Origin of the sequence: Bacillus sp. FSL L8-0358 (genome assembly GCF_038593095.1) — a bacterium.
Lineage (GTDB): Bacteria > Bacillota > Bacilli > Bacillales > Bacillaceae > Bacillus > Bacillus subtilis.
In genome coordinates, this window is the sequence record NZ_CP151962.1 from 3,685,013 (window position 1) to 3,710,250 (window position 25,238).

Consider the following 25,238-nt stretch of genomic DNA (forward strand, 5'->3'; position numbering starts at 1 on the left):
CCCCTTCTATCGATTTTCCCCGGCTAATTGACGTTCAATGCGCTGAAGCTTCCCGCTTACGCTGCCGTCATAAATCCGGTTTCCAATGCGGACTTTAATGCCGCCTATTAAATCCGTCTGCACTTCATTTCTGATTCTCAGTGAAGCGACTCCGGCTTTTTTGGCAAACACTTGTGATAATGGTAACATTTCCGCATCCGTCAGCGGTTTCACTGAATATACGATTGCGTCTTCTGTTTGACGGGCCTCGTTTGCGAGTTTGATAAACTCATCTGTGAGCTCAGGCACAATCGCGGCACGATGGCGGTCAATCAAAAGAAAAATCGTATTAAGGACGGGCTGTGACAAAGAGCCAAATGCATTTTGAATCAGCTCTTTTTTCTTCGCAGCCGGCACCTTCGGATGGTTCAACACATCATTAAGCGCTTTTTCATTTTGAAATACTTGTTTTACAACAGTTAGCTCTTCTTCTACTTGATTCAGCTGAGCGGACTCATTGGCTATATCAAAAAGAGCTGATGCATATCGTTTAGAGACAGCTGATCCACTCATCGGCTTTCTCCTACCTCTTTAAGATAGTCCTGGATCAATTTCTCTTGAGCTTGTTCATCCAGTTCTTTTTCGATCACTTTCGACGCAATCATGACAGAAAGAGACGCTACTTGCTCACGGAGAGCAGAAACCGCCTGTTCTTTTTCCTTCACGATTTCAGTTCTTGCTGCTTCTTTCAGACGTTCAGATTCTGCACGTGCAGCCTGAATAATCTCTTCTTTTTGCTTCTCTCCCAGTTTCTTTGCGTTTTCGATAAGAGTTTGGGATTCCTGTCTTGCTTCTTTTAAAAGAACGCGCTGCTCTTCAATCAGCTGCTGCGCTTCTTTATTTTTTTCTTCAGCAGACGTAATTTCTCCAGCGATGTGGTCTTCACGCTGTTTCATTATGTTTAATAGCGGCCCTAAAGCGTATTTCTTCAGAAGCGCTAATAAGATTAACATAGCTAACAGTTGGAACAGGATATCTCCGCCGTTAAACGACAATCCTAGTTCAAGTGGTAATTGAGACATCTACTACGGCAACTCCCTTCTGCAGGTTTTTCTTTGCTGATCCAGCAGCCGCACTTGTCTCTTTTCAGCCGGCAAGGCGGGGTGCTTATCAGACATAAAGCAATGGCGAAGGTTCTCTTGGAATGATCTTCGCCATTTTTAGTTCATATAAGGCTTTTATGCTTAGCCAAAGAACGCTAAGAATGCGATAACGACAGCGATAATAGGAAGGGCTTCAACTAATGCGATACCCATGAACATAAGAGTTCTCAGTTCTTTACCTGCTTCCGGCTGACGGGCAATCCCCTCTACCGTACGTGAAACAATCAAACCGTTACCAATACCTGCACCAAGTGCGCCTAAACCAATTGCAATCGCAGCTGCTATTAAATTCATGAAAAAGTTCCTCCTTTAAAATGTTATCCGTTTGGATATAATGTTTTAATGATCATGACTGATTTTATGAGACATGTACACCATCGTCAGCATTGTAAAGATAAATGCCTGGATAGCACCAATAAATAAACTGAATGCTTGCCATGCCAGCATCGGCAGAATGGCACCGATTGTACCGACAAGACCGAGAGCCACGCTTTGCGAATAATGGCTTGTTGCTAATCCCGCAAGCAGGCCGAGAAGAATCTCACCGGCGAAGATGTTACCATACAGCCGCAAACCTAGAGTCAGCGTATTCGCAAACTCTTCGATGATTTTCATCGGGAGCATGAATGGAACAGGTCTTAAATAGTCTTTGGAATATTCCTTGAGCCCTTTCATCTTCACACCATAGTAGTGGGTTAAAGCAACAACCATCACGGCTAGCGTTAATGTAATGGCAGGATCGGCTGTCGGAGACTTCCACCAGAGCTCATGTCCGATTGTAATAGAGAACGGCAGCCCCAGCATATTCGACACAAATATGTACATCAGCAATGTGACACCAAGTGCCAAGAAGTTAGCCCCTGTTTTTAAATCCATTGTACTGCCAATAATATTGCGGACGAAATCAACAATCCATTCCATAAAGTTCTGGGCTTTTCCGGGACGGATCGAAAGCGTTCTTGTCGTCAATATAGCAATCAATAAAACAATCACACTCGCCACAGTAATCATCAGAATGTTTGTCAGATTAAAAGTAAGACCTAGAAATTCTATAGTTCTGTAACCATGATTCAAAGGGTTTTCACCTCTCTTCCATTGATGAACGTTTAAGCTGGATAAAGGAATCTATCATAATGACAGGGTATATTGTCATTAATCCAATAACTGTACTTGCCATATGAAAGTATTCGGGATTTTTATAGGCAACAGCCACAGCAAGAATCGCATTGCACCACCGCGCTGCGCTCCCGAGAGATCGTATGGACTTTCCTTTCTCAACAGCTCTGTCAAAAGCATTCATTCTTCTGACGAGCAGTAAAAAATTAAACAAACTGAAAACAGTTCCCAGAATAAGGCCTAAAAAAACGGTTTTATACGCTGTTAAACCATAACCCAGTACATACACTGCCAAAATGAACAATAAATATTTGCGTTGTCTGCTAAATGTAAGCTTGGGATCGTCCATCAATTATCTGTCTCCTGATGAAAAAATAATGTATAGCTTGGATACGGCAAAAATCAGCGGTTAACCCTTAGTAGAAGACCTTTTTTGACCGGCAAAACGGGCCTGTTCGAAAAAATCATTCATCCGCAAGCCTTGCAGGGATGCTGTTTCATTCGCTTAAATAAATCCTCATAATACGGGTTTGCTGAGAGGATTTACATTGAGGATGAGGACTATAATGAAAGCTATGAAAACCTTCTCATAATACCCTCGTTTAGCATACAATAGCCCCTAACATGTGTCAATCTGTTTAAAGTTAAAAAACTTTTTATACTTTACGTCTCCACAGAATGTTCACATTTTCACCTATAATTGTATACAGATTCACCGAATAGCAAAAAACTGGATAAAAAAATGAAACCCCCTTTTGGGGATTTCATTTTTTATTTTGTTCCAAACATGCGGTCACCCGCATCTCCGAGACCTGGAACAATATAACCTTTTTCGTTTAATTTTTCATCTAGCGCCGCAATGTAAATATCAACGTCTGAATGATGCTTCTGCAATTCTTCCACACCCTCCGGCGCTGCTACAAGACACATGAAACGTATATTTTTCGCACCGCGTTTTTTAAGGCTGTGAATGGCTTCAACTGCGGAACCGCCTGTAGCGAGCATCGGGTCAACCACGATGAATTCACGCTCTTCCACATCAGAAGGAAGCTTGACATAGTATTCCACGGGTTTTAAGGTTTCTGGATCACGGTAAAGGCCGACATGTCCCACTTTTGCCGCAGGAATCAGCTTTAAAATGCCGTCAACCATTCCCAGTCCTGCTCTGAGGATAGGAACCACTCCGAGTTTTTTCCCCGAGATGACTTTCGATTTCGCAGCCTGAACCGGTGTATTGATATCCACTTCTTCCAGAGGAAGATCGCGGGTAATTTCAAATGCCATGAGTGTAGCCACTTCATCTACTAACTCTCTAAAATCCTTCGTACCTGTATTTTCATTCCGTATATATGTCAGCTTGTGCTGAATTAAAGGATGATCAAATACATAAACCTTTCCCATACTGTGTTTCAGCTCCTTTTTTATTGTCCCATCAACAATTACACACTTCTATTGATTCTACAAAAAAAGACATTGAGTTTCAAGAACATCGTCAAAAAACCCGCCGGGCATAAGCCCAAGCGGGTTTTAGGATCTTAATAATCTAATTCTTTATATAAAGGAAACTTATCAGTCAGAGCAGCTACACGCTGTCTTGCTTCTTCAAGTTTTCCTTCATCTTCGTGGTTTTTCAATGCAAGCGCAATGATAGCACCGACTTCTTCTAATGCGTCTCCGTCAAAACCGCGGCTAGTTACAGCAGCTGTACCAAGACGGATGCCGCTTGTTACGAAAGGTTTTTCAGGATCATATGGAATCGCGTTTTTGTTAGACGTAATACCGATTTCATCAAGTACATGCTCCGCAACCTTACCAGTCAGTCCGAGCGAACGAAGGTCAACAAGGATAAGGTGGTTGTCTGTTCCGCCTGAAACGAGCTGGATGCCCTCTTTCGTTAAAGCTTCAGCCAGACGCTTCGCATTTGAAATGACGTTTTGTGCATATGTTTTGAAATCGTCCTGCAATACTTCACCGAATGAAACAGCTTTTGCGGCAATAACGTGCATCAGCGGGCCGCCTTGAATTCCAGGGAAGATCGATTTATCAATTTTCTTGCCAAACTCTTCACGGCAAAGGATCATACCGCCTCGAGGACCGCGAAGTGTTTTATGTGTTGTTGTTGTAACGAAATCAGCGTAAGGAACCGGGTTTGGATGAAGGCCTGCCGCAACAAGTCCTGCGATATGTGCCATATCCACCATGAAGTAAGCGCCGACTTCATCAGCAATTTCACGGAATTTCTTAAAGTCGATTGTACGAGGATACGCACTTGCTCCTGCTACGATAAGCTTCGGTTTATGAGCGAGGGCTTTTTCACGCACGTCATCGTAATCAATATATTGAGTTTCTTTATCTACGCCGTACTCAACAAAGTTATATTGAACACCGCTGAAGTTGACTGGGCTTCCGTGTGTTAAATGGCCGCCGTGGGAGAGGTTCATCCCAAGTACAGTATCGCCTTGCTCCAAAATCGTGAAGTACACGGCCATGTTTGCTTGTGCGCCTGAATGAGGCTGAACGTTTACATGCTCCGCTCCAAAGATTTCCTTCGCGCGGTCACGGGCGATATCTTCAACGACATCGACGTGCTCGCATCCGCCGTAGTAGCGTTTGCCCGGATATCCTTCTGCGTACTTATTTGTCAAAACAGATCCTTGTGCTTCCATAACCGCTTCACTTACAAAGTTCTCAGAAGCAATCAATTCGATCTTAGTCTGTTGGCGTTCACGCTCATTTTTAATGGCGTTAAACACTTGTTCGTCTTGCGCAGGTAAATGTTTCATCAGCGAGATCCTCTCCTATCCGTATCCTGTTCTTTGTTTTTACCATCACTATTGTACATGGTTTTTAAGGCCGATGTAAAAGATTATTTTTAAAAAATCTAAATTTTTATTGGTAAAAACGAATATTAATAACTTAAATTTAATTTAAAGTTCGGAATTTATTTCACTGTCTTAAAATAAAAGAAAAGACTGGCTATGCAGTCCTTTCATTCGCACTCATAAACCGCCCGCACTCCGCCGATTAGTTTCGGCCGTGTACGCGCCAATGTCACATGAGCTGAACCGAGGCTGTTTTGAGAGACACGCACAGGGACAGCCACCGGCTTCAGATGCATGCCGATAAACGTATCGCCTATATCAATTCCAGCGTCAGCCTGAATGGTTTCAACAAGAACAGGAGACTTCATCTGCTTAAACGCATAAGACGCCATCGCGCCGCCCGCTTTTGGAACGGGCACGGCAGAAACGGTTGGAAGCCTGAACAGCTTGGCTGTTTCTGCTTCGACGACAAGCGCTCTGTTCAAATGCTCGCAGCATTGAAACGCCAGATGGATTCCCGTTTTTTCCCGAAGCTCGGCAAGTCCGCTGTAGATGCTTTCAGCGATATCTACACTGCCCGATGTGCCGATCCGGCTGCCGGCCACTTCGCTCGTGCTGCATCCAAGGACGAAGAGCTGATCTTGTTTCAATTCCGCTTGGTCCTGAAACTCAGACAGCATCGTCTTCCACGTTTGTTTCAACTCATTCATTAAACAGCACCCCTACAGGTTTTTCTCTTCATAATCTGAGATTTTTCCAATACGCGTTTGGTGTCTTCCCCCGGTAAACTCAGTAGTCAGCCAGATTTTTGCGATTTCCCGAGCCAAACCAGGTCCGATCACCCGTTCACCCATCGCAAGGATGTTTGTGTCATTATGCTCCCGCGTCGCCTTCGCGCTGAAGGTATCGTGCGCCAGCGCGCAGCGAATCCCTTTTACTTTATTAGCGGAAATGCTCATGCCGATGCCTGTCCCGCAAATTAAAATGCCTCTGTCAACTTCGCCGCTAACCACTTTTTCGGCCACCGGAAAAGCATAATCCGGATAATCGACAGAGCCGCTGCCGCAGTCACAGCCCATATCAATATATTCAATTTGCAATTCGTCCATTAACTCTTTGATTTCATTTCGAATGTGAACGCCGCCATGATCCGATGCAATGGCTACTTTCATCTGCTTTTCCTCCCAGCGTGTGTGATGCGGCCCGCCCGCTTTATTGACCGCGCAGCCTGTCCGCTCTTTGATTCACACCATATGATGTGCTTTTCACTATATTCTACTCCTTCACGCAGGATTTGCAAATGACCTGTTTGCAGATTTTCTGACAACTTATCTGCGGTCTTTTTTCAGCTGTTTTGCCAGCTGCCGAAGAAGCTCTTCAAGCTCATCTCGCGTTTGTTTATAGATGTCAATTGAGCCGCCGAACGGATCGATGACATCACCATGGCTGCCTGTGACATATTCTTTTAACGTAAACACTTTATCACGATAACGTCCAAATTGGCTGGCAATGATCTGTTTGTGCTGATGGGTCATAGCCAGAACCAAATCAGCGGATTCCATATGTTCTTCAGTTAATGGAGAAGACACATGATTAAGGGCAATGTGTTTTTCAAACAGCGCTTCGACTGCATGAGGCGTCGCTTTCCCATTAGGCGAAGCAAACAAGCCTGCCGAGCGGACATTGACATTCAACCCTTCCATTTCTGCAATTGATTTAAAAAGCGCCTCAGCCATTGGGCTGCGGCACGTATTTCCAGTACAGACAAAAATAATATCCATGTCAGTCACCCCTTATTTTTCTCTATTATATATGAAGAAAAAAGAAACGGCGACTTCGTTTCTTTTATTGGTATATTAAATTGGCAAAAGCAGCTTTAGTCCAAACACGATTAATATGATGCCCCCGAGCGCTTCGCTGTATGTGCCAAGCCAAGACTGCACTTGTTTTCCGACCAGCAGGCCCAGCCATGTCAACATCATGCTGAACAGCCCGAACAGGGTAATTGTGAGGAGCGGATGCGAGCCGTATATCCCCAAACTCAAGCCGACGGAAAAGCTGTCAAGGCTGACGCCGATGGCAAACAGCAATAAGCCCGGCCCTGCCGGTGACATGAATCGTTCTTCTGACTGTTTAAAAGAGGCCATAAGCATTTGAACCCCAAGAACAAAAAGCAGCGCCCCACCGATATAAACCGCTAACACGCCGAGGAGCCCTGACAGCATGTTACCGGCCGCCATCCCTGCAAGAGGCATGATGACGTGAAAGAGGCCGATGATGAAACCAATATAGAATATCTGCTTCTTTCTAAGTTTGACCATGCCCATTCCAAGGCCGACAGAAAAAGCATCCATCCCTAAAGCAAACGCCATGATGCTTAATGTAATCAGTTCGCCTATAAACAAATCCGACATACATAAATAACCCCCTTGGACACGCCCCGCTTTTTTAGCCTATGCGTGTCCAAAAAGGGTTAGAACATCTGACTGCTTTCAGCGAATCACTCTTCCTCCGGCGGCTTTCATCAGCCTGTTCATAATAGCAAGACCGACACCTGTATCCGGAAAGGATTCCGCTATAATGAAATCCACCTTATTCTCATCAAAGCTGCGCAAAGCATCATACAGCCCTGCCGCAACAGTCTCAAGCTGAGCCCGTCTTCCGCAGCTCTTCACATAATCAGCGGAATAAACGCCCGCGTTTTCTTCTGTCGTCAGGACACCGACCCGTCTTCCGCCCTGTTGATATTCTTGAATGAGGTGCTGAATGCGCTCTGGGCTGCCTTCGCAAATGGCAAGAGGCGCTGTCGGCGCATAATGTGTATATTTCATCCCTGGAGAAATCGGCTTCTCGTTTTGGTCGCTGAGCCCTTTATCCACATGGATCGGCCCGATCACCGCTTCAATTTGTTCCTTCGTAATGCCGCCAGGACGCAAGAGAACAGGGATGTCGTCCGCACATGAAAGCACGGTTGATTCGACCCCGATTCCGGTAGGGCCTCCATCCATAATACCGGCTATGCGGCCATCCAAGTCGTGAGCCACATGCTCTGCTTTTGTGGGACTTGGCTTGCCTGATAGATTGGCGCTCGGTGCTGCAATCGGCAGTCCCGATTCGCGAATCAATGCAAGGGCAAGCGGATGATCCGGCATTCTAATGGCAACCGTTTCAAGACCTGCCGTTACACGAGGTGAAAGCGCATCAGGTTTGCAAGGCAGAATGAGCGTAAGTGCTCCCGGCCAAAACCGTTTCATCAATGTTTTCGCCTTTTCCGGCGCTGGGCCCGTTAAATCCTCAAGCTGGCTGATATCCGCAATGTGGACAATCAGGGGATTATCGCTCGGCCGCCCTTTCGCCTCATATATTTTTTTGACGGCATCCGTATTTTTTGCGTTTGCGCCTAGGCCATATACTGTTTCTGTCGGAAAGGCAACGACCTCATTTTCTCGGAGCAAAGCGGCTGCTTGTGCAATTTGTGGATCATTTGTGGATAACTCGTCAGTTACATCCACAAACCATCTTTTCGTTTTCATTTCTGACCAAACTCCTTATTCACAACAATAAAACGATTGTTTTACGCGTGTAATCCTTTTGAAAGTATAAAAGATGTCCTGTAATAAAACAAGCGTTATCCACAAATTGTGGACAACGCTAATAAAGAAGTGGATAAGTATGTGTATAAACTGCACTTATCCAGACGCTTTTTTCATCAAAACGGCTCCTTCTGTTTGCCGCGATTCACAGAAGTGATCAGAAGAAAACAGCTCCTCCGGTACACTCTCAGCTCTTTCAAAACCCATGGCCGTCAGAAAGTCCGCAGAGGAATGCTGATTTGCTACTAGGTACACGGTTTTGATCTGATGCTTTTCGCACAGCACCTCCATGCTTTGAAAAAGCGTGACAATGTGGCCTTGGTGAAGCTTGTCCGATATGACAAGTGATCGCAGCAGCCCCTGGTCACAGCTTATTTTTTCAATACCGAGGCATCCGGCAATGTTTTTCTCACTGTCCTCCAGCATAAGAAATTGAGTGAAGCCTTCTTTCACGCCTTCATAGCTGGTTTTTGCCTGTTTTAAAAATGCCTCGAGCACATCTCCGTCTTTTTCCCTTGCCACCCGCAGTTGATAAAACATCCGTTCACCCCGTTTTTGCGTTCTTTCTTCCAATCTATGAGGCAAATCTATTTTTAGACCAGATGATTAGGAAAAAAGGTCGGAAATCCATTCGACTAAAAAGAATTTCACTTCTGTGCCGTCGTCTTCTTTTTCTTCGTTCTCTTCTTTTTTGGCTTTTTCCGCTTTAGCGGTTACGTCCTCAAGCACTTTTTCAGTCTGCTTTTTTGAGGCTTCTTTATCTTCTTGTTCTTTGACGGCTTCCCCGTTAGAAAAATCGAGAAAGCAGAGGGGCGGGAACAGCACACACCACCAGTTGGCGCCGTCTCCGTTTCCAAGCGTAATCAAAATCGCTTCATACTCACCGGCAGGATATACCATGTTGCCGTAAAGCTTTGTCGGAAACGAGATTTTGTCAAAATCAACGGATATCGACTGATTCGCTCCTTCTTTCTCCATTGTTTCCTTTGCAATTGCTTTGATTTCAGGCAGCTTTGAACGAATCACGCGACGCGCTTCTTCAATAGAAGTAATATCCTTTACCCAAGTTGTGATTTCTTTATTCACCGCGTCTCTTATATGACGTTTTAATTGCTGGTCTTGATCACTATCGCTGTTTGCCAATATTCTCAAACGAATCGCCTGATCCGGTATGACCACCGGCTGATTTTCCGATTTTTGTGCCGTCTCTTCTTTTGCCAGCCCTACGAGCGCTCCAGATAATAAAAGAAAGATATATATACAAATGATTACTGTTTTTTTCATCGGTCCCCACCGTTCCTCTCCGTGCTTTGTTTCTAGCCCTATTATGGACAAGGAGAGCCGGGGGTAAACGTGCAGGGTGAAAAAAATCTAGCAAGCTGTTAATCTTATTTATGGTACGATAGTGTTTTAGGAGGTTTAAGATGAAATACAATTATACAGTGCTGTTATCAGCATTCACGATGTCCGTTCTTTATTCAGTAATTTATATTCATTCATTTATCATTGCCGCTCTCATCACAATGGCATTTTATTTTCTGTTTCCTTATTTGATCTTCGCACTGCCGCTTCAAATCATGATGAATAAAAAGCCGAAACGGTTCAGCCCTTTGTATCTGCTGTATTACCTTGCCGCTGCTTTTATTGCCAACGCGATCATTTTCGGCGTGCTTCAGCCTTCGGGACAATCTTTGTTTCAAAATACAGCCTTCTATCTTTTCGCTGTATTAACAGCTCTTATCTATTGGATATGGGACTCTGTTTTACTGCAAAAAAAGGAAGCCTAAGAGGCTTCCTTTTTTATTAAAACAAAATCGTCAGCAAATAACATAGAATGGAAGGTATCGCCGCAACAAAGAAAGCGGCCGCCATTTTCATGCGAGATGTACGGCCTTCTTTGGTTTCTGAATGGTAGTTTGCCCGCTGATCGCTTCCGCTTACAGCCAAACCCGATGTAATGATCGCGAGCCCCACTAAAACGAGAGACGCAACGCCAAAAATCGCTTCATATGAAAGAGCCTGCGGAAAAATGGTGCCAATCATGCTCTCAATCGCAATGAGCAGGATTCCTGCTGTCAGGGCCTTTTTCATGTTTACATCCCCTTTGCTGGTGTTAAACAGCTTGATCCATTCACTCGCCAGCAAGCTGCTTATTTATTTTTATGAATCAGAGCGCATATGGTTCTGTCTTTTCCATTAATATCTTTCAGCACTTCCACTTCCGCTCCCTTAAACGCCTTGAGGATCAGGTCTTTGACCGCCGCTCCCTGTTTCCACCCGATTTCAAAAACGACAAATACTTTATCCTTCATGACAAGCGGAATGTCTTCCATAAACCGCTTATAAAATTTCAGCCCGTCTCCGCCATCGGTGAGCGCGTGCAGCGGCTCATGAAAACGGACAATTTCCGATAGATCAGCCATTTCTTCCTCTGATATATATGGCGGGTTTGAGACAATGATATCCGCTTTTTTTCCCGCCTTAATAAAAGGCTCAAGCAGATCGCCCTGATAAAAGCGCACATTTGCTCCGAGTTTTTCTGCATTGGCAGAGGCGACTTGCAGCGCCTCTTTCGAAATATCGACCGCCGACACAGAAAAGTTTTGGTTTTCAAGCGCAAGCGTGACGGCTATTGCGCCGCTCCCTGTACCAACGTCAACAACTTCGAGCTTGCCGTCTTCAGAAAAGACACTCCGATATTTTTCAAGCAAATGAAAGACAACTTCTTCAGTTTCCGGCCGCGGGATCAGCACATCATCATTCACCATAAATTCCCGTCCATAAAAAAACTCTTTTCCTATAATGTATTGAACCGGCACGCCCTCTTTATGCATCTCAACGTGACGCTTAAAGCGATACAGCTCGTCTTCACCAATCGGTTCCTGTAAGCTTGCGAGCAGTTTGCTTCTCTCCATTCCGGTATCATAAAGCAATAGGAGCTCGGCAGCATTTTCTTCTCTTCCCGCTTCGGTTAAATAAGAAGAAGCCCATTTCAGGGCTTCGAATATCGTCTTCATCTTAACCTTCCGACTGCTGAAGCTTGCTTGCCTGATCTTCAACAATCAGCGCTTCAACCACTTCGTCAAGTTTTCCTTCAAGAATCTGATCAAGCTTTTGAATCGTCAAACCGATTCTGTGATCCGTCACACGGTTTTGCGGGAAGTTGTATGTGCGGATACGTTCAGAGCGGTCACCAGATCCGACTGCTGATTTCCGTGTTTGATCATATTCAGCCTGGGCTTCCTGCTGAAATTTATCATAGATTCTGGCACGGAGAACCTTCATTGCTTTTTCTTTGTTCTTAATTTGAGATTTTTCATCCTGGCATGATACAACTACACCTGTCGGCAAGTGAGTCAGACGAACCGCAGACATTGTTGTGTTAACGCTTTGTCCGCCCGGTCCGCTTGAAGCAAACGTATCGACACGGATATCCTTCTCATGGATGTCAACCTCTACCTCTTCTGCCTCAGGAAGACATGCTACTGTTGCAGTGGATGTATGGATGCGTCCGCCTGATTCTGTTTCCGGAACACGCTGTACGCGGTGGGCGCCGTTTTCATATTTGAGTTTAGAATACGCGCCGCTTCCCGTAATCATAAAGATGATCTCTTTGTAGCCGCCTGTTCCGGTTACATTCGCTTCCATGACCTCTGTTTTCCAGCCCTGAAGCTCGGCATAACGGGAATACATTCTGTACAGGTTGCCCGCGAATAAAGCGGCTTCCTCGCCTCCCGCGGCTCCGCGGATCTCCATAATAACGTTTTTATCATCATTAGGATCTTTCGGGATCAAGAGCACTTTCAGCCGTTCTGACAGTGTTTCCGTTTCCTTCTGAAGTTCAGAAATCTCTTCCTTCACCATGTCGCGCATCTCAGCGTCCAGCTTCTCTTCAAGCATCGCTTTTGCATCAGCCAGCTGTTCTGACGCATCTCTGTATTGTCTATATACGTCAACTGTTTCTTGTATATCAGATTGCTCTTTTGAATATTCTCTTAGCTTTTTCGGATCGTTGACTACTTCTGGATCGCTCAAAAGCTCATTTAATTTCTCGTATCGTTCTTCAATTGATTTTAAACGGTCTAACACGGTCTTCACCTCTGTTTTCCTGTGCGTAACATTCTCATTATAGTATAGTGATTAACCCCAGTCAAAAGCATTTCAATCCCAGCTGGAAAAGCCCCCTCTGCTATACTGGAATTCGAGGAGGGATGATGTTGCTGAAATCCATACATCATATTGCAATCATATGTTCAGATTACGAAAAGTCGAAAGCTTTCTACGTACATAAGCTTGGTTTTCAGGTGATTCAAGAAACGTACCGCGAAGAGCGCGGCTCCTATAAGCTTGATTTGTCGCTTAACGGCTCGTATGTCATTGAGCTGTTCTCGTTTCCCGATCCGCCCGAACGACAAACCCGGCCTGAAGCCGCAGGCCTGCGCCACCTCGCCTTTACAGTCAGCAGCTTGGATAAGGCGGTTCAGGAGCTTCATGAAAAAGGAATCGAAACAGAGCCAATCAGAACAGACCCGCTGACCGGCAAACGTTTCACCTTCTTTTTTGATCCTGACCAGCTTCCATTAGAACTGTATGAACAATAACAGTTTTTGAAGAAAAAAAGGAGATACCCACTTTCTTTGCCGAATCTTTTCTTGTTTTGTCTAACGGGAAGGGAACCGCATTCTATGGTCGAATACCTAGCTTAAAAGGAGGTATGGGATCATGAATACAAATATGGTAGCAAGTGAACTCGGCGTCTCCGCAAAAACGGTGCAGCGGTGGGTGAAGCAGCTGAATCTTCCAGCCGAACGCAATGAGCTCGGACACTATTCGTTCACGGCAGAAGACGTGAAGGTTCTAAAATCCGTTCAAAAACAAATCTCTGAAGGCACGGCGATTCAGGATATTCATCTGCCGAAAAGCGCTAAAAAGCGCACAGGCTTCCTTGTCCAAAAAACAAATAGCGACACAGAACGAAGAATCGAGCAGCTTGAACAAAAGCTGGACACCCTTTTACAGCAAAGGCAGGACGAAAGTGAATTGATGGCAAGAATGTCGGAACTGGAACGCCAGCTGAAACAAAAAGCCGATGAAGGTGTATCTTACCAGCTGCTTCAGCACCGCAGAGAAATCGATGATATTCTTGCAGATCTGCAATCACTGACCTCACAAATGAAAGAATTCACCGCTCAGCCGATCCCCGAGACTGCTGCTGCTTCTGAAAAAACCAAAACAAGAAAAAAACCGCTGCTGTCACTGTTCAAATTTCAAACCTAAAGCAAAAAGCTCCCGTAAAGGGAGCTTTTTTTGTTACGCAGTAAGCGCGATAATGATTGGAAGTGAAATCAATGACAGAATCGCACTGACCACAAACGCAGTTGCAGTTTCTTCTTCTTGTTTCTCAAAACGAGTCGCAATCATGGCTGCAACGGCAGAACCAGGGAATGCAACAAGAAGGATTGCTTTTGTTGTTTGGTCAGCCGGAAGTCCGATAGCAAGAGCAATCAGGAACATTAATGCAGGCTGAACCGCAACTTTTAGTAACGCAATACCGATAGCCGGCATACTGAGTTTAATTTTACGAATACCAACGGTAACACCGACAGCAAAGAGAGCAACACCAGATGTTGTGCTTCCAAGCTGATCAAGCATTTTAACACCCAGCTCAGGAAGAGTGAAATTGAAAACCAGCACTAAGATCATACTGATTAACGGAGCAGCTGCAAGCGGCTCACAAAGACCATGCAGGATTGATTTTCCTGTCATCTTCCAGAAGCTGTCGCCACTCTCTTCGTTTTTCTTAGAAGACTCACCAACAGTAGCGATAATGATCGCGAGCGGATCAAGAATCGCGTTAACCACGATACCTGTGACCGCGATCGGAATCGCAACTTCATTCGCTCCGAATAAGCTTCCCAATACCGGGATACCCATAAATGCGAATGTCGGCTGTGCAGAGTTCAAAGAAAATACAGATGAGTTCGTTAAATCATACTTGAAAATAAATCTGCAAACCAAAAGAATGATGATATAGAAACCAACAATCCCAATAATTAAAGAAATCATTAAAGGTACTTGTGATAAAAATTCACTTCTGGAAGTTGTCAAAATACCAGCGATAAAGTGAGCTGGAAGTGCGTATTTCGTTACTAACGTACTTACCCCTTTTGCCGACTTGGCATCATAACTTCCAAAATGTCCTGCAAACCAACCCAGCACGATAACAAAGAAAATCGGCGCCAGGAGGATTAAGATATCTAAGATGCTCAAAATATTCTCCTCCAAATCCTATGTCCGTATACTTTAGCTTTACAAAAAGCTTTCCCTCGGACGAAAAAATTTACTCGCTAATTATTTCGCGATGACTTTTTTGTATTCAGGTGTCCACATTGCATCAAGTACCGCTTGTTTCACATCTTCAGGCTGACGATTTGCCACGCCATCTTTAATTGCTGCTTCAGCAACGGCAATCGCAACTTGGATAGAAACCTCTTGAAGCTTATCAATGCTTGGAAGCAATCCTGCTCCAGGTGTTTCAAGATCAACCATTTCAGCAATCGCATCAGCAGTTGCAGCAAACATAGCAGGCGTAATGATACGCGCTTCAGCTACAATTGAACCAAGTCCAAGACCAGGGAACGCGAATGCGTTATTAGATTGTCCGATTTCATAAGAAACACCGTTGTATTCTACATTGTCAAATGGGCTTCCTGTTGCAATAAGCACTTTTCCGTCAGTCCATTTGAACAGATCTTCAGGAACAGCTTCAGCAAGGTGAGTCGGGTTAGACATCGGCATGATAACCGGACGGTCTACGTGAGATGCCATTTCTTTTACAATTTCCTCTGTGAATGCACCTGAAACCCCTGAAGTACCAATCAAGATCGTTGGTTTCGCTTGACGAACAACTTCATCGAATGGAATTTGACCTTTTTCATCGCGCTTCCAGTCTTTCACTTCATCCGCATTGCGAAGGTAAGGTTTTTGGAAATCAAGGATGCCTTCGATGTCTTCAGTCAGCAAGCCTCTGTAATCAAGTGTGTAGAAACGTTTGTTAGCTTCTTCTTCAGATAATCCGGCTAGCACCATTGTGTCACGGATTTGGTCAGCAATACCGATACCAGCAGAACCAGCACCGAAGATAACAACACGCTGATCTTTAATAGAAGCGCCGGTTTTCTTCATAGCGGCAAGCACACCTGCAAGTGTAATCGCGCCAGTACCTTGAATATCATCATTAAATGTCAGGATTTCATGATTGTATTTTTTCATGATGTTGCGTGCATTTTTGTTGCCAAGGTCTTCCCAGTGAAGAAGCGCTTTAGGGAAGAATTTCAATGCAGCTTTTACATAAGCGTCAATGAAAGCTTCGTAGCGTTCACCTTGAACACGTTCATGCTTGTTACCAATATATAAAGGATCGTTTAGAAGTTTTTCGTTGTTCGTACCGACATCAAGCACAACCGGGATAACACGGCTAGGGTCAATACCAGCTGCAGCAGTGTAAACAGCCAATTTACCGATTGCGATATTAATACCGCCTACACCCCAGTCACCGATACCGAGAATGCTTTCGGAGTCAGTAGCAACGATAAGATCAATATCGCCTGCTGTAGCATGAAGGTTTTCAAACGCTTTTTCAATACCGTCAATGTTATCGATTGACAAGTAGATTCCTTGAGGTCTTCTATATTCATGGCTGTATTCCTGAATCGCTTCACCAACTGTTGGCGTGTACACAACAGGAAGCATTTCGCGAAGATGGCTTTTCAGCAATTTATAGAAAAGAACTTCGTTACGGTTTGCAAGATCACTTAAGTAAACATTTTGACGAAGGCGGTCAGGCTGCGCTTGGAACTGCTCGTACGCGCGTTGTGCTTGTTGATCAAGAGAGAGTACAGTTGGCGGGAGAAGCCCTTCTAAGCCAAGTTCTTGTCTTTCTTCTAGTGAAAAAGCAACGCCTTTATTTAAAGTAGGAATAGATAAAACTTCTTTTCCTCTAAGAGTTGTTTCTAAGTGGCCTTCTTTGGTTTTTTTTATGTTATTCAAGCAAATCTCCTTCTTTCTTGAAATAGTTAACCAAGTTAAGTAATAACCCATCTAAAATATGACCGATCATAATCTTTATGCGACTTTGTGACAATTATTCGAACAATGTCTCAAAACTATTTACATTACGTAAGCTATTGTATGCCTGTCAAAATCAAAATTCAAGGGAAGAAAATTACTTAATTTTTTAATATACTTAATTAAATTTTTTAATTGGATATTATCAGAATATAAAAAAAACACCGGTGTTTTAGCCGGTGCATTCTATCTTTATACCCTTGTTTTGGACTATTTTTTAGATTTTCCTGGGACTTCGTGATGATGTCTGCATCTTGCTTCATATGATTCAGATGCACCAACCAAAATGACCGGATCATCGTAAGAAGCAGGTTTGCCGTCAATGAGGCGCTGTGTTCTGCTCGCCGGTGATCCGCAAACAGAACAGACGGCTTGCAGCTTTGTCACACTTTCCGCAATCGCCATGATATTCGGGACGACACCGAACGGCTCTCCCCTAAAATCCATATCAAGGCCTGCTGCTATCACACGGTAGCCTTTATCGGCAAGAGATGATAAAACCTCAACTATTTCCTGATCAAAAAACTGCACTTCATCAACCGCAATCACATCTGTACTTTCACTGATGTGATCCCAAATGTCCGCAGCAGACGAAATGGCATAGCTCGTCATCGATGTTCCATTATGGGAGACAACAGCAGCTTCGCTGTATCGGTTATCAATTACAGGCTTAAATACCCTGACTTCCTGCTTGGCGTAAGTTGCTCTCTTCACTCTTCTGATCAGCTCTTCAGATTTCCCCGAGAACATGCTGCCGCAAATCAGCTCAAGCCACCCGCTTTGTTTCATTATGTACATAGGCTTCGCTCCCCTCTCTCTGCCAGCTGTGTTTTAGACAATATAAAAAACAGGCAAGACTGCTGCTTGCCTGTTGAGAAATCTATTATTACTTAAGACCGTATTTTTTGTTAAAGCGATCAACACGACCATCAGCAGAAGCGAATTTTTGACGGCCAGTGTAGAATGGGTGGCATTCAGAGCAAATCTCAACGCGTACCTCTTCTTTTACTGAGCCTGTTTCAAATTCATTTCCGCAAGCGCATTTAACTGTTGCTTTTTTGAAATTAGGATGAATTCCTGCTTTCATTGTATCCATCTCCTTCCGCCCTGAATCCCGTGTGGAAACAGAGTTATTATTTCGGAGCATTGTCCGAAACGCATATGAGAAAATTATATCAGTGATTTACTTCTTTTGCAAATACAATTTACCTTCTTGCAGATGATAGATTTGCCTGTTTCCATTCTTGATTGAGAATATCGAAAAATTCCTGGTTTGTTTTGGTTTTTTTCATTTTTCTCATGAACTTTTCGGCGAAATCAGGTGAATCAGACATCGTTTTGCGGATAGACCATAAACGATCAAGATGCTCTTTAGGCACAAGCAGCTCTTCTTTGCGCGTTCCTGAACGGCGGATATCGATGGCAGGGAAGATGCGGCGCTCGGCAAGAGAGCGGTCAAGATGGAGTTCCATGTTGCCTGTTCCCTTGAATTCTTCATAAATGACATCATCCATACGTGAACCTGTATCGACCAGAGCCGTAGCAAGGATGGTTAAGCTGCCGCCTTCTTCGATATTTCTCGCAGCCCCGAAGAAGCGTTTCGGACGGTGGAACGCCGCTGGGTCAATCCCCCCGGAAAGCGTTCTTCCACTTGGCGGAATCACTAAGTTGTAGGCGCGGGCAAGCCGTGTGATGCTGTCCATCAGGATAATGACGTCTTTTTTGTGTTCCACGAGACGCATCGCACGTTCAAGCACAAGCTCGGCCACTTTGATATGGTTTTCCGGCACTTCATCAAACGTTGAGCTGACGACATCCCCAGCTACAGAGCGCTCGATATCGGTTACTTCCTCAGGTCTTTCGTCAATTAAAAGCACGATCAGCTCTGCTTCAGGCTGGTTCGCTGTAATGCTGTTGGCAATTTCCTTCAGCAGCATCGTTTTTCCGGCTTTCGGCGGCGCAACAATCAATCCGCGCTGTCCAAATCCAACCGGCGCCATCATGTCCATAATTCTTGTAGACAAGAAGTTCGGCTTTGTTTCAAGCACCATTTGGCGATCTGGATAAAGTGGCGTAAGAGCCGGGAAATGCACACGCTCTTTTGCAGATTCGGGATCATCCCCATTTACTGCTTCAACGTGCAAAAGTCCATAGTAACGCTCATTTTCTTTTGGCGGGCGAACCTTGCCTGATACTTTGTCTCCGTTCCGCAAATCGAAACGGCGGATTTGTGAAGCTGAGATGTAAATGTCTTCTGAGCTTGGAGAGTAGTTGATCGGTCTCAGGAAGCCGAAACCTTCAGACTGGATGATCTCGAGAACGCCTTCCATAAACAGCAGATCTTCCTGTTCTGCATTCGCTTTCAGAATGGCGAAAATGAGTTCTTTTTTTGTCAGTTTGCTGTAATAGGAGATTTTATAATGTCTTGCAAGTTCATAAAGCTCTTTCAATTTCATATTTTCCAAAGAGGAAATAGATACGTCTTTCATAAAAACACCACGCTTTTCATAGTCAATATCTTACTCTGAACATGTCATCTGCTGCTTTTGCACAACATCCGCCAAAGCACATTCTTTTTTTAACATAAAGGAACTTCTATCGGTAACACTTCCACCCATGATCGGCGCTTTTGTTAAAAGGATTGTCTTAATGAGTTTTGAAGGAAGCGAGGACAAAAACATGAGAAGATCAATACTTATATCGTCTGTATGCGGTAGAAATTGAAACTTTCCTAGTGCTTAAAAGAAGGTATTACGCAGTAAAATTCGCAGCACTCTTTATTTTTACCTTATTTCAAAAAATTATTCAACTGAAATAAGGTTTTGACACGGAATTGATAGAGTTGACGCTTTTCTGCAAAAGTTAAAGCGGGCTCACACCCGCTTTTTCTGTTTGTTATGGACGGATTACAAGATTTGGTTTCTTTTTCAAGCTGTGTCTGCCGTCAACGAAACGAACAGTGCCCGATTTTGCACGGATAACTAAGCTTTCAGTTGTACCGACAGAGCCTTTGAATTGAACTCCTTTTAACAGCTCGCCGTCAGTAACCCCTGTAGCTGCAAAAATCGCGTCATCACCCTTCACAAGGTCTTCCATGCGAAGGACTTTGCTTAAATCAAGGCCCATTTTGTGACAGCGAGTGATTTCTTCTTCGCTTTGCGGAAGAAGTTTACCAATGATTTCTCCGCCGAGTGCTTTTAGCGCAACAGCGGAAAGCACACCCTCAGGAGCGCCGCCTGATCCGAACAGGATATCAACGCCCGTGTGGTCGAAAGCCGTGTTGATGGCGCCTGCGACATCGCCGTCATTGATCAATTTGATTCTGGCGCCGGCCTCACGAAGCTCGGAAATGATTTTTTCGTGTCTTTCACGATTTAAAATTGTGGCAACGACGTCCTCAACGTCCTTGTTTTTCGCTTTTGCCACCGCTTTAAGGTTGTCAATGACAGGTGCTTCGATGTCAATGCAGCCCACCGCTTCCGGACCGACTGCGATTTTTTGCATATACATGTCAGGAGCATTCAGAAGCGTGCCATGGTCTGCGACCGCGATCACCGTCAGCGCGTTCCAGCCGCCGCTTGCTAAGATGTTTGTGCCTTCAAGAGGGTCAACTGCGACATCAACGCGAGGGCCGTACCCGTTTCCGAGTTTTTCCCCGATATACAGCATCGGCGCTTCGTCCATTTCCCCTTCACCGATTACAACGGTCCCTTTCATCGGCACTGTATCAAAAACGTCTCTCATTGCACTTGTTGCCGCTTCATCAGCCTCATCTTTTTTTCCCCGGCCCATCCATCTTGCTGATGCCAATGCCGCAGCCTCGGTTACACGTACCAATTCCATTGATAAACTTCTTTCCATTTCAACACGATCTCCTCTCACAAGAAACCATTATGAATTTTGAAGCTGTTCTATTTCTTCGTCAGTCATTCTTTCACGCCAAATTGTCGCTCCAAGCCCCTCAAGCTTCTTCTCAAGGCTGCTGTATCCGCGGTCAATATGCTCCAGTCCCGTAATTTCCGTGACGCCATCAGCCATCAGTCCGGCTACCACCAAGCAGGCTCCGGCACGCAGATCACTCGCCTTCACTTTTGCGCCTTGAAGCTCGACAGGACCTGTGATGATGGCAGATCTGCCTTCCACTTTCATATTGGCACCCATTCGTCTCAGCTCATCAATGTGCTTGAATCTTGCCGAGTAGATGGTGTCTGTGACGACACTCGTCCCTTTCGCCCTTGTCAGGAGCGCCGTCATCGGCTGCTGTAAATCAGTCGGAAACCCCGGGTATACGAGGGTTTTGACGTCAACCGGCTTTAAGTTCTTCTGCCCGCCGACAATGAGGAGCTGGTCGTCACTTGTTTCGATATGATAGCCCATTTCTCTCAGCTTTGCCGTTAACGACTCAAGATGAGTGGGAATGACGTTATCGATAATGACTTCCTTGCCCATTGCAGCCCCTGCAATCATAAATGTCCCGGCTTCAATTCTGTCCGGAATGATCGTATGCTTGCAGCCGTGCAGTTCCTTCACGCCGTCGATTCGAATCACATTGGTGCCCGCACCTTTGATTTTGGCGCCCATGCTGGTAAGCAATGTCGCGACGTCAATGATCTCAGGCTCCTTGGCAGCGTTTTCGATGATCGTTTTCCCTTCTGCCAAAACAGCGGCGAGCATAATGTTAATCGTTGCCCCAACGCTTACGACATCTAAATAAATCCTTGCGCCTCTCAGCCTTTCAGCTCGCAAATAAATGGCGCCTTGTTCATTGGTTACTTCAGCTCCGAGTGCTTCAAAGCCTTTGATATGCTGATCAATCGGACGGGGCCCTAAGTGACAGCCGCCAGGCAATCCAATGACCGCCTGCTTGAAGCGGCCGAGCATCGCCCCCATTAAATAATATGACGCGCGAAGCTTTTTTACTTTCCCGTTAGGAAGCGGCATGCTGATCATCGACGTAGGGTCAACAACCATTTCCCCATTCTCAAAATGCACGTTGCCGCCAATTTCCTTTAACAGGTCACGCAGCGTTTCAATATCTGAAATCTCTGGAAGCCCTTCAATTGTCACCTCGGAATTTGCCAAAATGGTTGCAGGTATTAACGCAACAGCGCTGTTTTTAGCGCCGCTGATATGTACTGTACCGTTTAACGAGTCACCGCCGGCAATATTCAACTTTTCCATGATAGTCTCCTTCCATAAGAAGATAGCTGCGGAGCTAAATAAAATGTCATTTTATTCTGTCTCTGCAAATAAAGCTCATGTCCAAAATCTAGCCAATTCGAAGAGAAAGAATACAACACATTGTAAAATATCAGGAAGAAAATAGCGAAGCTTTGGGGGGTACAGGTTTCAAAAGATGCACAGAGACCCGCCGGCTCGAGAGACATCGTCGTCATCCGGCAAAAGCAGTACGCATACCCTTCATTCCGATATCAGCTTCTGCAGCCCAATGATTCCTTCTCTGTAAAGCGGCGTCAGCATCTGAAGATCCGCTGTATCAGGTCGGTGAAATACAAAGGCCGCGGCAAACAGGCATAAAGCTGTTTGCCGCCCCTTTTATTATTTGTTCCAGTCTGCCAGGAATTGTTCGATTCCTTTGTCTGTTAACGGGTGTTTAGTGAGCGCATGAATGACTTTCAGCGGCATTGTGCCGATATGAGCCCCTCTAAGAGCGGCTTCTGTCACGTGCTGCGGATGGCGGATTGACGCTGCAATGATTTGCGTGTCAAGGCCGTGAATGTCAAAAATCTGTTTAACTTCTGAAATCAGGTCAAGCCCGTTGTGGCCGATGTCATCTAAACGTCCCAGGAATGGAGATACATATGTTGCACCCGCTCTGGCAGCAAGAAGCGCCTGGTTGGCATTGAAGATCAATGTAACGTTTGTTTTGATGCCTAAGTCAGTAAGTGCTCTTACCGCTTTTAAACCGTCAGACGTCATTGGGATTTTCACCGTGATGTTCGGAGCGATCTTCGCCAGTTCTTTTCCTTCCTCGATCATTTCCTCAGCTTTCAAAGAAATAACCTCTGCGCTTACAGACCCTTTCACGACGTCTGTGATCTCGCGAAGACGGTCGTGGAATGATACGTTAGCTTCCTTTGCTACTAAACTAGGATTCGTCGTTACACCGGCGAGAATTCCTAATTCATTCGCTTCTCTAATTTCATCGATATTGGCTGTATCAACAAAGAATAACATTTTCAAAAAGCCTCCCTGATTAAGAAATTTTCTGAACTGCGAATATGATTGCGCTTTCTAAAGATAGACGGAAAACCGCCTGTCAAGCTGTCAGGCGGCTATAAAAAGTTCCAATTGAATTAAGCTTGGTTTGAAGAACCAAATTCACGCATTTTACCGATAACTGTTTCTTTGATCGCTTCACGAGCTGGTCCAAGGTATTTACGTGGATCGTACTCGTCAGGCTTAGCTGCCAATGTTTCGCGAACAGCTTTTGCAGAAGAAATTTGGTTTTCAGTATTCACGTTGATTTTAGCTGTACCAAGTGAAATTGATTTTTTGATGTCAGCAGTCGGAATTCCAGTACCGCCGTGAAGAACTAATGGAAGACCAGTTGATTTTCCGATCTCTTCCATTTCTTTGAAGCCAAGGTTTGGCTCACCTTTGTAAGGGCCGTGAACAGAACCTAATGCAGGTGCAAGGCAGTCGATGCCAGTGCGCTCAACAAGCTCTTGGCACTCTTTAGGATCAGCGTAGATTACGCCTTCAGCGATAACGTCATCTTCTTGTCCGCCTACTGTTCCAAGCTCAGCTTCTACAGATACTCCGTGGAAATGAGCAAGCTCAACAACTTTAGCAGTTGTTGCTACGTTTTCTTCAAATGGATGGTGAGAAGCGTCGATCATTACAGATGTGAAACCTGCATGAATCGCTTTCGCACAAGATTCAAAGCTTGAACCGTGGTCTAAGTGAATCGCAACAGGAACTGTCACTTTGTACTCTTCCATAAGTGCTTTTACCATAGCAACGACTGTTTTGAAGCCGCCCATGTAGCGTCCCGCACCTTCGGAAACACCAAGGATCACTGGAGATTTTTCTTCTTCAGCTGCTTGTAAAATCGCTTGAGTAAACTCAAGGTTGTTTAAGTTAAATTGTCCTACAGCGTACCCTTTTTCTTTAGCTGTATTCAACATTTCCGTCATAGAAACTAAAGGCATGTCGAATGTCCTCCTTATGTAGCCTGATTGTCTTCTAGCGAAAAAAGCTTTCCACCCTAGCATGACCCATATATTGCTGTCATATGTAAATACTCAGATCGCTTTTTCTCCATAACTAGGATACCAACTTTTCGACAAATCGGCAACATAATGACATGATTCATTTGTTTCTTCTTTTTGTCAGTTAGACTTCAGGGGCAGATATTTTTTGACGGCGTCTCTGATTTCGTCGATGTCAAACGGCTTGGCAAAGTGCGTCAGAGCGCCCAATTCCTTCGATTCTTGGATCATGTCGAGCTCTCCGTATGCCGTCATGATAATGACCCGGATGTTTTCGTCAATGACCTTCATCCGTTTTAAGATTTCGATTCCGTCCATGCCGGGAATTTTCATGTCCAAAAGCACAAGGTCGGGCCGTTCTTTTGTCACAATGTCAAGCGCCTGCAGGCCGTTCGCAGCCTGAAACGTCTGGTAGCCTTCTTTATTGAACACTTCATTTAGCAAAATACGAATGCCGTATTGATCATCAACGATTAAAATTTTTTCATTCATCATTTTACACCCCAATATTATGATTTTCGTCAAAAGTAAGCAGTATTGTATGTATTCTGTTTGATTTTCCTATTTCCTTTAATTATAATAGTCTACTTTACGACATTTTCTGAGCATTTTCTCTTTTGTTGTATACTGATATTGTACGTTATAAAGGAGGATTCACTTATGTTGAAAATATTCACGACGCAGTTAACAGGTATTTTTTCCCGCATTCAGGATAAGGAATCTGACGCGATTGAAGATGGGGCGCGGCTGCTTGCTCAAGCGGTGATCAGCGGGCATTCGATTTATTTATACGGAGCGAATGAGCTTCAGGGCGTCTTTTTTGAGGCCACTGAAAGCAAAGAACCCTTCCCATCTGTCAAAGCCTTTCCAGAAAGCGCTGAGGAAGTGACAGAAAGCGACAGGGTGCTGATGTTTTGCTCAGGGACGGGCACAGCCGAAGAGCAGGCGCTCGCAAAAGAGCTGTATGAAAAAGGTGCGGGAGTCGTATGCGTATCGCCCGCAGCCAAAGACAGTGCGGGAATAGAACAGTATTGTGATGTGCATATTGATTCTAAATTAAAAATGCCGCTTGTTCCCGATGAAGACGGCACCCGTTACGGGTTTCCCTCTTTAATGACAGCACTGTATGTCTATCACGCTTTATCGTTTACACTAAAAGAAATTCTGCAAGAGTATGCATAATATCTTATTGTACATGCTGGA

Annotated in this window: 32 protein-coding genes; 4 read left to right on the forward strand and 28 right to left on the reverse strand. The window is 44.7% G+C overall.

Going from position 1 to position 25,238, the window contains the following annotated elements:
* Nucleotides 1–6: 6 nt before the first annotated feature.
* From NYE49_RS18920 to spoIIR, 14 genes are all read right to left on the reverse strand, one after another.
* Complete coding sequence (locus NYE49_RS18920; RefSeq protein ID WP_047183331.1) at nucleotides 7–552, reverse strand: F0F1 ATP synthase subunit delta; 546 nt, start codon at nucleotides 550–552, stop codon at nucleotides 7–9.
* On the reverse strand, nucleotides 549–1,061 hold the full coding sequence (gene atpF / locus NYE49_RS18925; RefSeq protein ID WP_003244051.1) for a F0F1 ATP synthase subunit B: 513 nt from the start codon (nucleotides 1,059–1,061) through the stop codon (nucleotides 549–551). The genes NYE49_RS18920 and atpF overlap by 4 nt, the downstream gene beginning before the upstream one ends.
* 162 nt (nucleotides 1,062–1,223) lie before the next feature.
* Nucleotides 1,224–1,436, reverse strand: coding sequence for a F0F1 ATP synthase subunit C (gene atpE, locus NYE49_RS18930; protein WP_003151167.1), 213 nt, complete (start codon nucleotides 1,434–1,436; stop codon nucleotides 1,224–1,226).
* Between the two features lie 45 nt (nucleotides 1,437–1,481).
* Nucleotides 1,482–2,216 (reverse strand): F0F1 ATP synthase subunit A, encoded by a 735-nt coding sequence (atpB, locus tag NYE49_RS18935; RefSeq protein WP_003242621.1) that lies wholly within the window; start codon nucleotides 2,214–2,216, stop codon nucleotides 1,482–1,484.
* A gap of 7 nt (nucleotides 2,217–2,223) precedes the next feature.
* Nucleotides 2,224–2,607: an ATP synthase subunit I gene (gene atpI, locus NYE49_RS18940; RefSeq protein ID WP_003243159.1), complete on the reverse strand. Its 384-nt coding sequence runs from the start codon at nucleotides 2,605–2,607 to the stop codon at nucleotides 2,224–2,226.
* A 422-nt stretch (nucleotides 2,608–3,029) separates the two neighbouring features.
* On the reverse strand, nucleotides 3,030–3,659 hold the full coding sequence (upp, locus tag NYE49_RS18945; protein WP_003227670.1) for a uracil phosphoribosyltransferase: 630 nt from the start codon (nucleotides 3,657–3,659) through the stop codon (nucleotides 3,030–3,032).
* Nucleotides 3,660–3,793: 134 nt separating this feature from the next.
* Entirely contained in the window at nucleotides 3,794–5,041 is a 1,248-nt protein-coding gene (glyA, locus tag NYE49_RS18950; RefSeq protein ID WP_003227669.1) for a serine hydroxymethyltransferase, read from the reverse strand.
* Between the two features lie 206 nt (nucleotides 5,042–5,247).
* The gene (locus NYE49_RS18955) at nucleotides 5,248–5,790 is read right to left on the reverse strand and encodes a TIGR01440 family protein (protein WP_003227667.1); all 543 of its coding nucleotides are present in this window, start codon (nucleotides 5,788–5,790) and stop codon (nucleotides 5,248–5,250) included.
* A 12-nt stretch (nucleotides 5,791–5,802) separates the two neighbouring features.
* Entirely contained in the window at nucleotides 5,803–6,252 is a 450-nt protein-coding gene (rpiB, locus tag NYE49_RS18960) for a ribose 5-phosphate isomerase B (protein WP_003221910.1), read from the reverse strand.
* Nucleotides 6,253–6,408: 156 nt separating this feature from the next.
* Complete coding sequence (prpB, locus tag NYE49_RS18965) at nucleotides 6,409–6,861, reverse strand: protein arginine phosphatase PrpB (protein ID WP_342410603.1); 453 nt, start codon at nucleotides 6,859–6,861, stop codon at nucleotides 6,409–6,411.
* Between the two features lie 75 nt (nucleotides 6,862–6,936).
* The gene (locus NYE49_RS18970; RefSeq protein WP_003227661.1) at nucleotides 6,937–7,494 is read right to left on the reverse strand and encodes a manganese efflux pump MntP family protein; all 558 of its coding nucleotides are present in this window, start codon (nucleotides 7,492–7,494) and stop codon (nucleotides 6,937–6,939) included.
* Between the two features lie 78 nt (nucleotides 7,495–7,572).
* Nucleotides 7,573–8,613 (reverse strand): L-threonylcarbamoyladenylate synthase, encoded by a 1,041-nt coding sequence (locus NYE49_RS18975; RefSeq protein ID WP_019712588.1) that lies wholly within the window; start codon nucleotides 8,611–8,613, stop codon nucleotides 7,573–7,575.
* Nucleotides 8,614–8,769: 156 nt separating this feature from the next.
* Nucleotides 8,770–9,213 carry a hypothetical protein gene (locus NYE49_RS18980; RefSeq protein ID WP_003244265.1) on the reverse strand — a complete coding sequence of 148 codons (444 nt, stop codon included), beginning with the start codon at nucleotides 9,211–9,213 and terminating at the stop codon, nucleotides 8,770–8,772.
* Between the two features lie 66 nt (nucleotides 9,214–9,279).
* The gene (gene spoIIR / locus NYE49_RS18985; protein WP_342410605.1) at nucleotides 9,280–9,957 is read right to left on the reverse strand and encodes a stage II sporulation protein R; all 678 of its coding nucleotides are present in this window, start codon (nucleotides 9,955–9,957) and stop codon (nucleotides 9,280–9,282) included.
* A gap of 140 nt (nucleotides 9,958–10,097) precedes the next feature.
* Here spoIIR and NYE49_RS18990 point away from each other — a divergent pair, with 140 nt between their 5' ends.
* A complete protein-coding gene (locus tag NYE49_RS18990) occupies nucleotides 10,098–10,460 on the forward strand; it encodes a UPF0715 family protein (RefSeq protein ID WP_014478265.1) in 363 nt (120 codons plus the stop codon).
* Between the two features lie 16 nt (nucleotides 10,461–10,476).
* On the opposite strand, the gene NYE49_RS18995 is transcribed toward NYE49_RS18990, so the two are convergent.
* The 3 genes from NYE49_RS18995 to prfA are packed head-to-tail and all read right to left on the reverse strand — an operon-like array spanning nucleotide 10,477 to nucleotide 12,762.
* The gene (locus NYE49_RS18995; RefSeq protein WP_003244050.1) at nucleotides 10,477–10,764 is read right to left on the reverse strand and encodes a DUF5316 family protein; all 288 of its coding nucleotides are present in this window, start codon (nucleotides 10,762–10,764) and stop codon (nucleotides 10,477–10,479) included.
* 59 nt (nucleotides 10,765–10,823) lie between these two features.
* Nucleotides 10,824–11,690, reverse strand: coding sequence for a peptide chain release factor N(5)-glutamine methyltransferase (gene prmC, locus NYE49_RS19000; RefSeq protein ID WP_041850424.1), 867 nt, complete (start codon nucleotides 11,688–11,690; stop codon nucleotides 10,824–10,826).
* A gap of 1 nt (nucleotide 11,691) precedes the next feature.
* Nucleotides 11,692–12,762: a peptide chain release factor 1 gene (prfA, locus tag NYE49_RS19005; protein WP_003227645.1), complete on the reverse strand. Its 1,071-nt coding sequence runs from the start codon at nucleotides 12,760–12,762 to the stop codon at nucleotides 11,692–11,694.
* A gap of 125 nt (nucleotides 12,763–12,887) precedes the next feature.
* Here prfA and NYE49_RS19010 point away from each other — a divergent pair, with 125 nt between their 5' ends.
* Both NYE49_RS19010 and racA read left to right on the forward strand, forming a co-directional pair.
* On the forward strand, nucleotides 12,888–13,274 hold the full coding sequence (locus NYE49_RS19010; RefSeq protein ID WP_021480816.1) for a VOC family protein: 387 nt from the start codon (nucleotides 12,888–12,890) through the stop codon (nucleotides 13,272–13,274).
* Nucleotides 13,275–13,395: 121 nt separating this feature from the next.
* Nucleotides 13,396–13,950, forward strand: coding sequence for a chromosome-anchoring protein RacA (racA, locus tag NYE49_RS19015; protein ID WP_021480817.1), 555 nt, complete (start codon nucleotides 13,396–13,398; stop codon nucleotides 13,948–13,950).
* Between the two features lie 33 nt (nucleotides 13,951–13,983).
* Here racA and NYE49_RS19020 read toward each other — a convergent pair whose 3' ends face one another.
* The 11 genes from NYE49_RS19020 to spo0F form a co-directional block, all read right to left on the reverse strand.
* Complete coding sequence (locus tag NYE49_RS19020; RefSeq protein ID WP_003242497.1) at nucleotides 13,984–14,943, reverse strand: AEC family transporter; 960 nt, start codon at nucleotides 14,941–14,943, stop codon at nucleotides 13,984–13,986.
* Between the two features lie 81 nt (nucleotides 14,944–15,024).
* Nucleotides 15,025–16,722 carry an oxaloacetate-decarboxylating malate dehydrogenase gene (malS, locus tag NYE49_RS19025; RefSeq protein WP_342410608.1) on the reverse strand — a complete coding sequence of 566 codons (1,698 nt, stop codon included), beginning with the start codon at nucleotides 16,720–16,722 and terminating at the stop codon, nucleotides 15,025–15,027.
* Between the two features lie 288 nt (nucleotides 16,723–17,010).
* Nucleotides 17,011–17,598: a thymidine kinase gene (locus tag NYE49_RS19030; protein WP_014478269.1), complete on the reverse strand. Its 588-nt coding sequence runs from the start codon at nucleotides 17,596–17,598 to the stop codon at nucleotides 17,011–17,013.
* A gap of 88 nt (nucleotides 17,599–17,686) precedes the next feature.
* On the reverse strand, nucleotides 17,687–17,887 hold the full coding sequence (rpmE, locus tag NYE49_RS19035) for a 50S ribosomal protein L31 (protein ID WP_003151132.1): 201 nt from the start codon (nucleotides 17,885–17,887) through the stop codon (nucleotides 17,687–17,689).
* A 118-nt stretch (nucleotides 17,888–18,005) separates the two neighbouring features.
* Nucleotides 18,006–19,289 (reverse strand): transcription termination factor Rho, encoded by a 1,284-nt coding sequence (gene rho, locus NYE49_RS19040; RefSeq protein ID WP_003221939.1) that lies wholly within the window; start codon nucleotides 19,287–19,289, stop codon nucleotides 18,006–18,008.
* A gap of 30 nt (nucleotides 19,290–19,319) precedes the next feature.
* Nucleotides 19,320–19,481 (reverse strand): hypothetical protein, encoded by a 162-nt coding sequence (locus NYE49_RS19045; protein WP_003227632.1) that lies wholly within the window; start codon nucleotides 19,479–19,481, stop codon nucleotides 19,320–19,322.
* A gap of 214 nt (nucleotides 19,482–19,695) precedes the next feature.
* Entirely contained in the window at nucleotides 19,696–20,661 is a 966-nt protein-coding gene (glpX, locus tag NYE49_RS19050) for a class II fructose-bisphosphatase (RefSeq protein WP_014481197.1), read from the reverse strand.
* Nucleotides 20,662–20,691: 30 nt separating this feature from the next.
* On the reverse strand, nucleotides 20,692–21,981 hold the full coding sequence (locus tag NYE49_RS19055; protein WP_003227628.1) for a UDP-N-acetylglucosamine 1-carboxyvinyltransferase: 1,290 nt from the start codon (nucleotides 21,979–21,981) through the stop codon (nucleotides 20,692–20,694).
* Nucleotides 21,982–22,359: 378 nt separating this feature from the next.
* Complete coding sequence (gene fsa, locus NYE49_RS19060) at nucleotides 22,360–22,998, reverse strand: fructose-6-phosphate aldolase (RefSeq protein ID WP_003227626.1); 639 nt, start codon at nucleotides 22,996–22,998, stop codon at nucleotides 22,360–22,362.
* A gap of 119 nt (nucleotides 22,999–23,117) precedes the next feature.
* Complete coding sequence (locus NYE49_RS19065; RefSeq protein WP_003243339.1) at nucleotides 23,118–23,975, reverse strand: class II fructose-bisphosphate aldolase; 858 nt, start codon at nucleotides 23,973–23,975, stop codon at nucleotides 23,118–23,120.
* Between the two features lie 180 nt (nucleotides 23,976–24,155).
* Nucleotides 24,156–24,530 carry a sporulation initiation phosphotransferase Spo0F gene (spo0F, locus tag NYE49_RS19070; RefSeq protein WP_003227621.1) on the reverse strand — a complete coding sequence of 125 codons (375 nt, stop codon included), beginning with the start codon at nucleotides 24,528–24,530 and terminating at the stop codon, nucleotides 24,156–24,158.
* Nucleotides 24,531–24,695: 165 nt separating this feature from the next.
* Between spo0F and NYE49_RS19075 the strand changes: the two genes are divergently transcribed.
* A complete protein-coding gene (locus NYE49_RS19075; RefSeq protein ID WP_014481199.1) occupies nucleotides 24,696–25,217 on the forward strand; it encodes a DUF2529 domain-containing protein in 522 nt (173 codons plus the stop codon).
* Nucleotides 25,218–25,238: the final 21 nt, after the last annotated feature.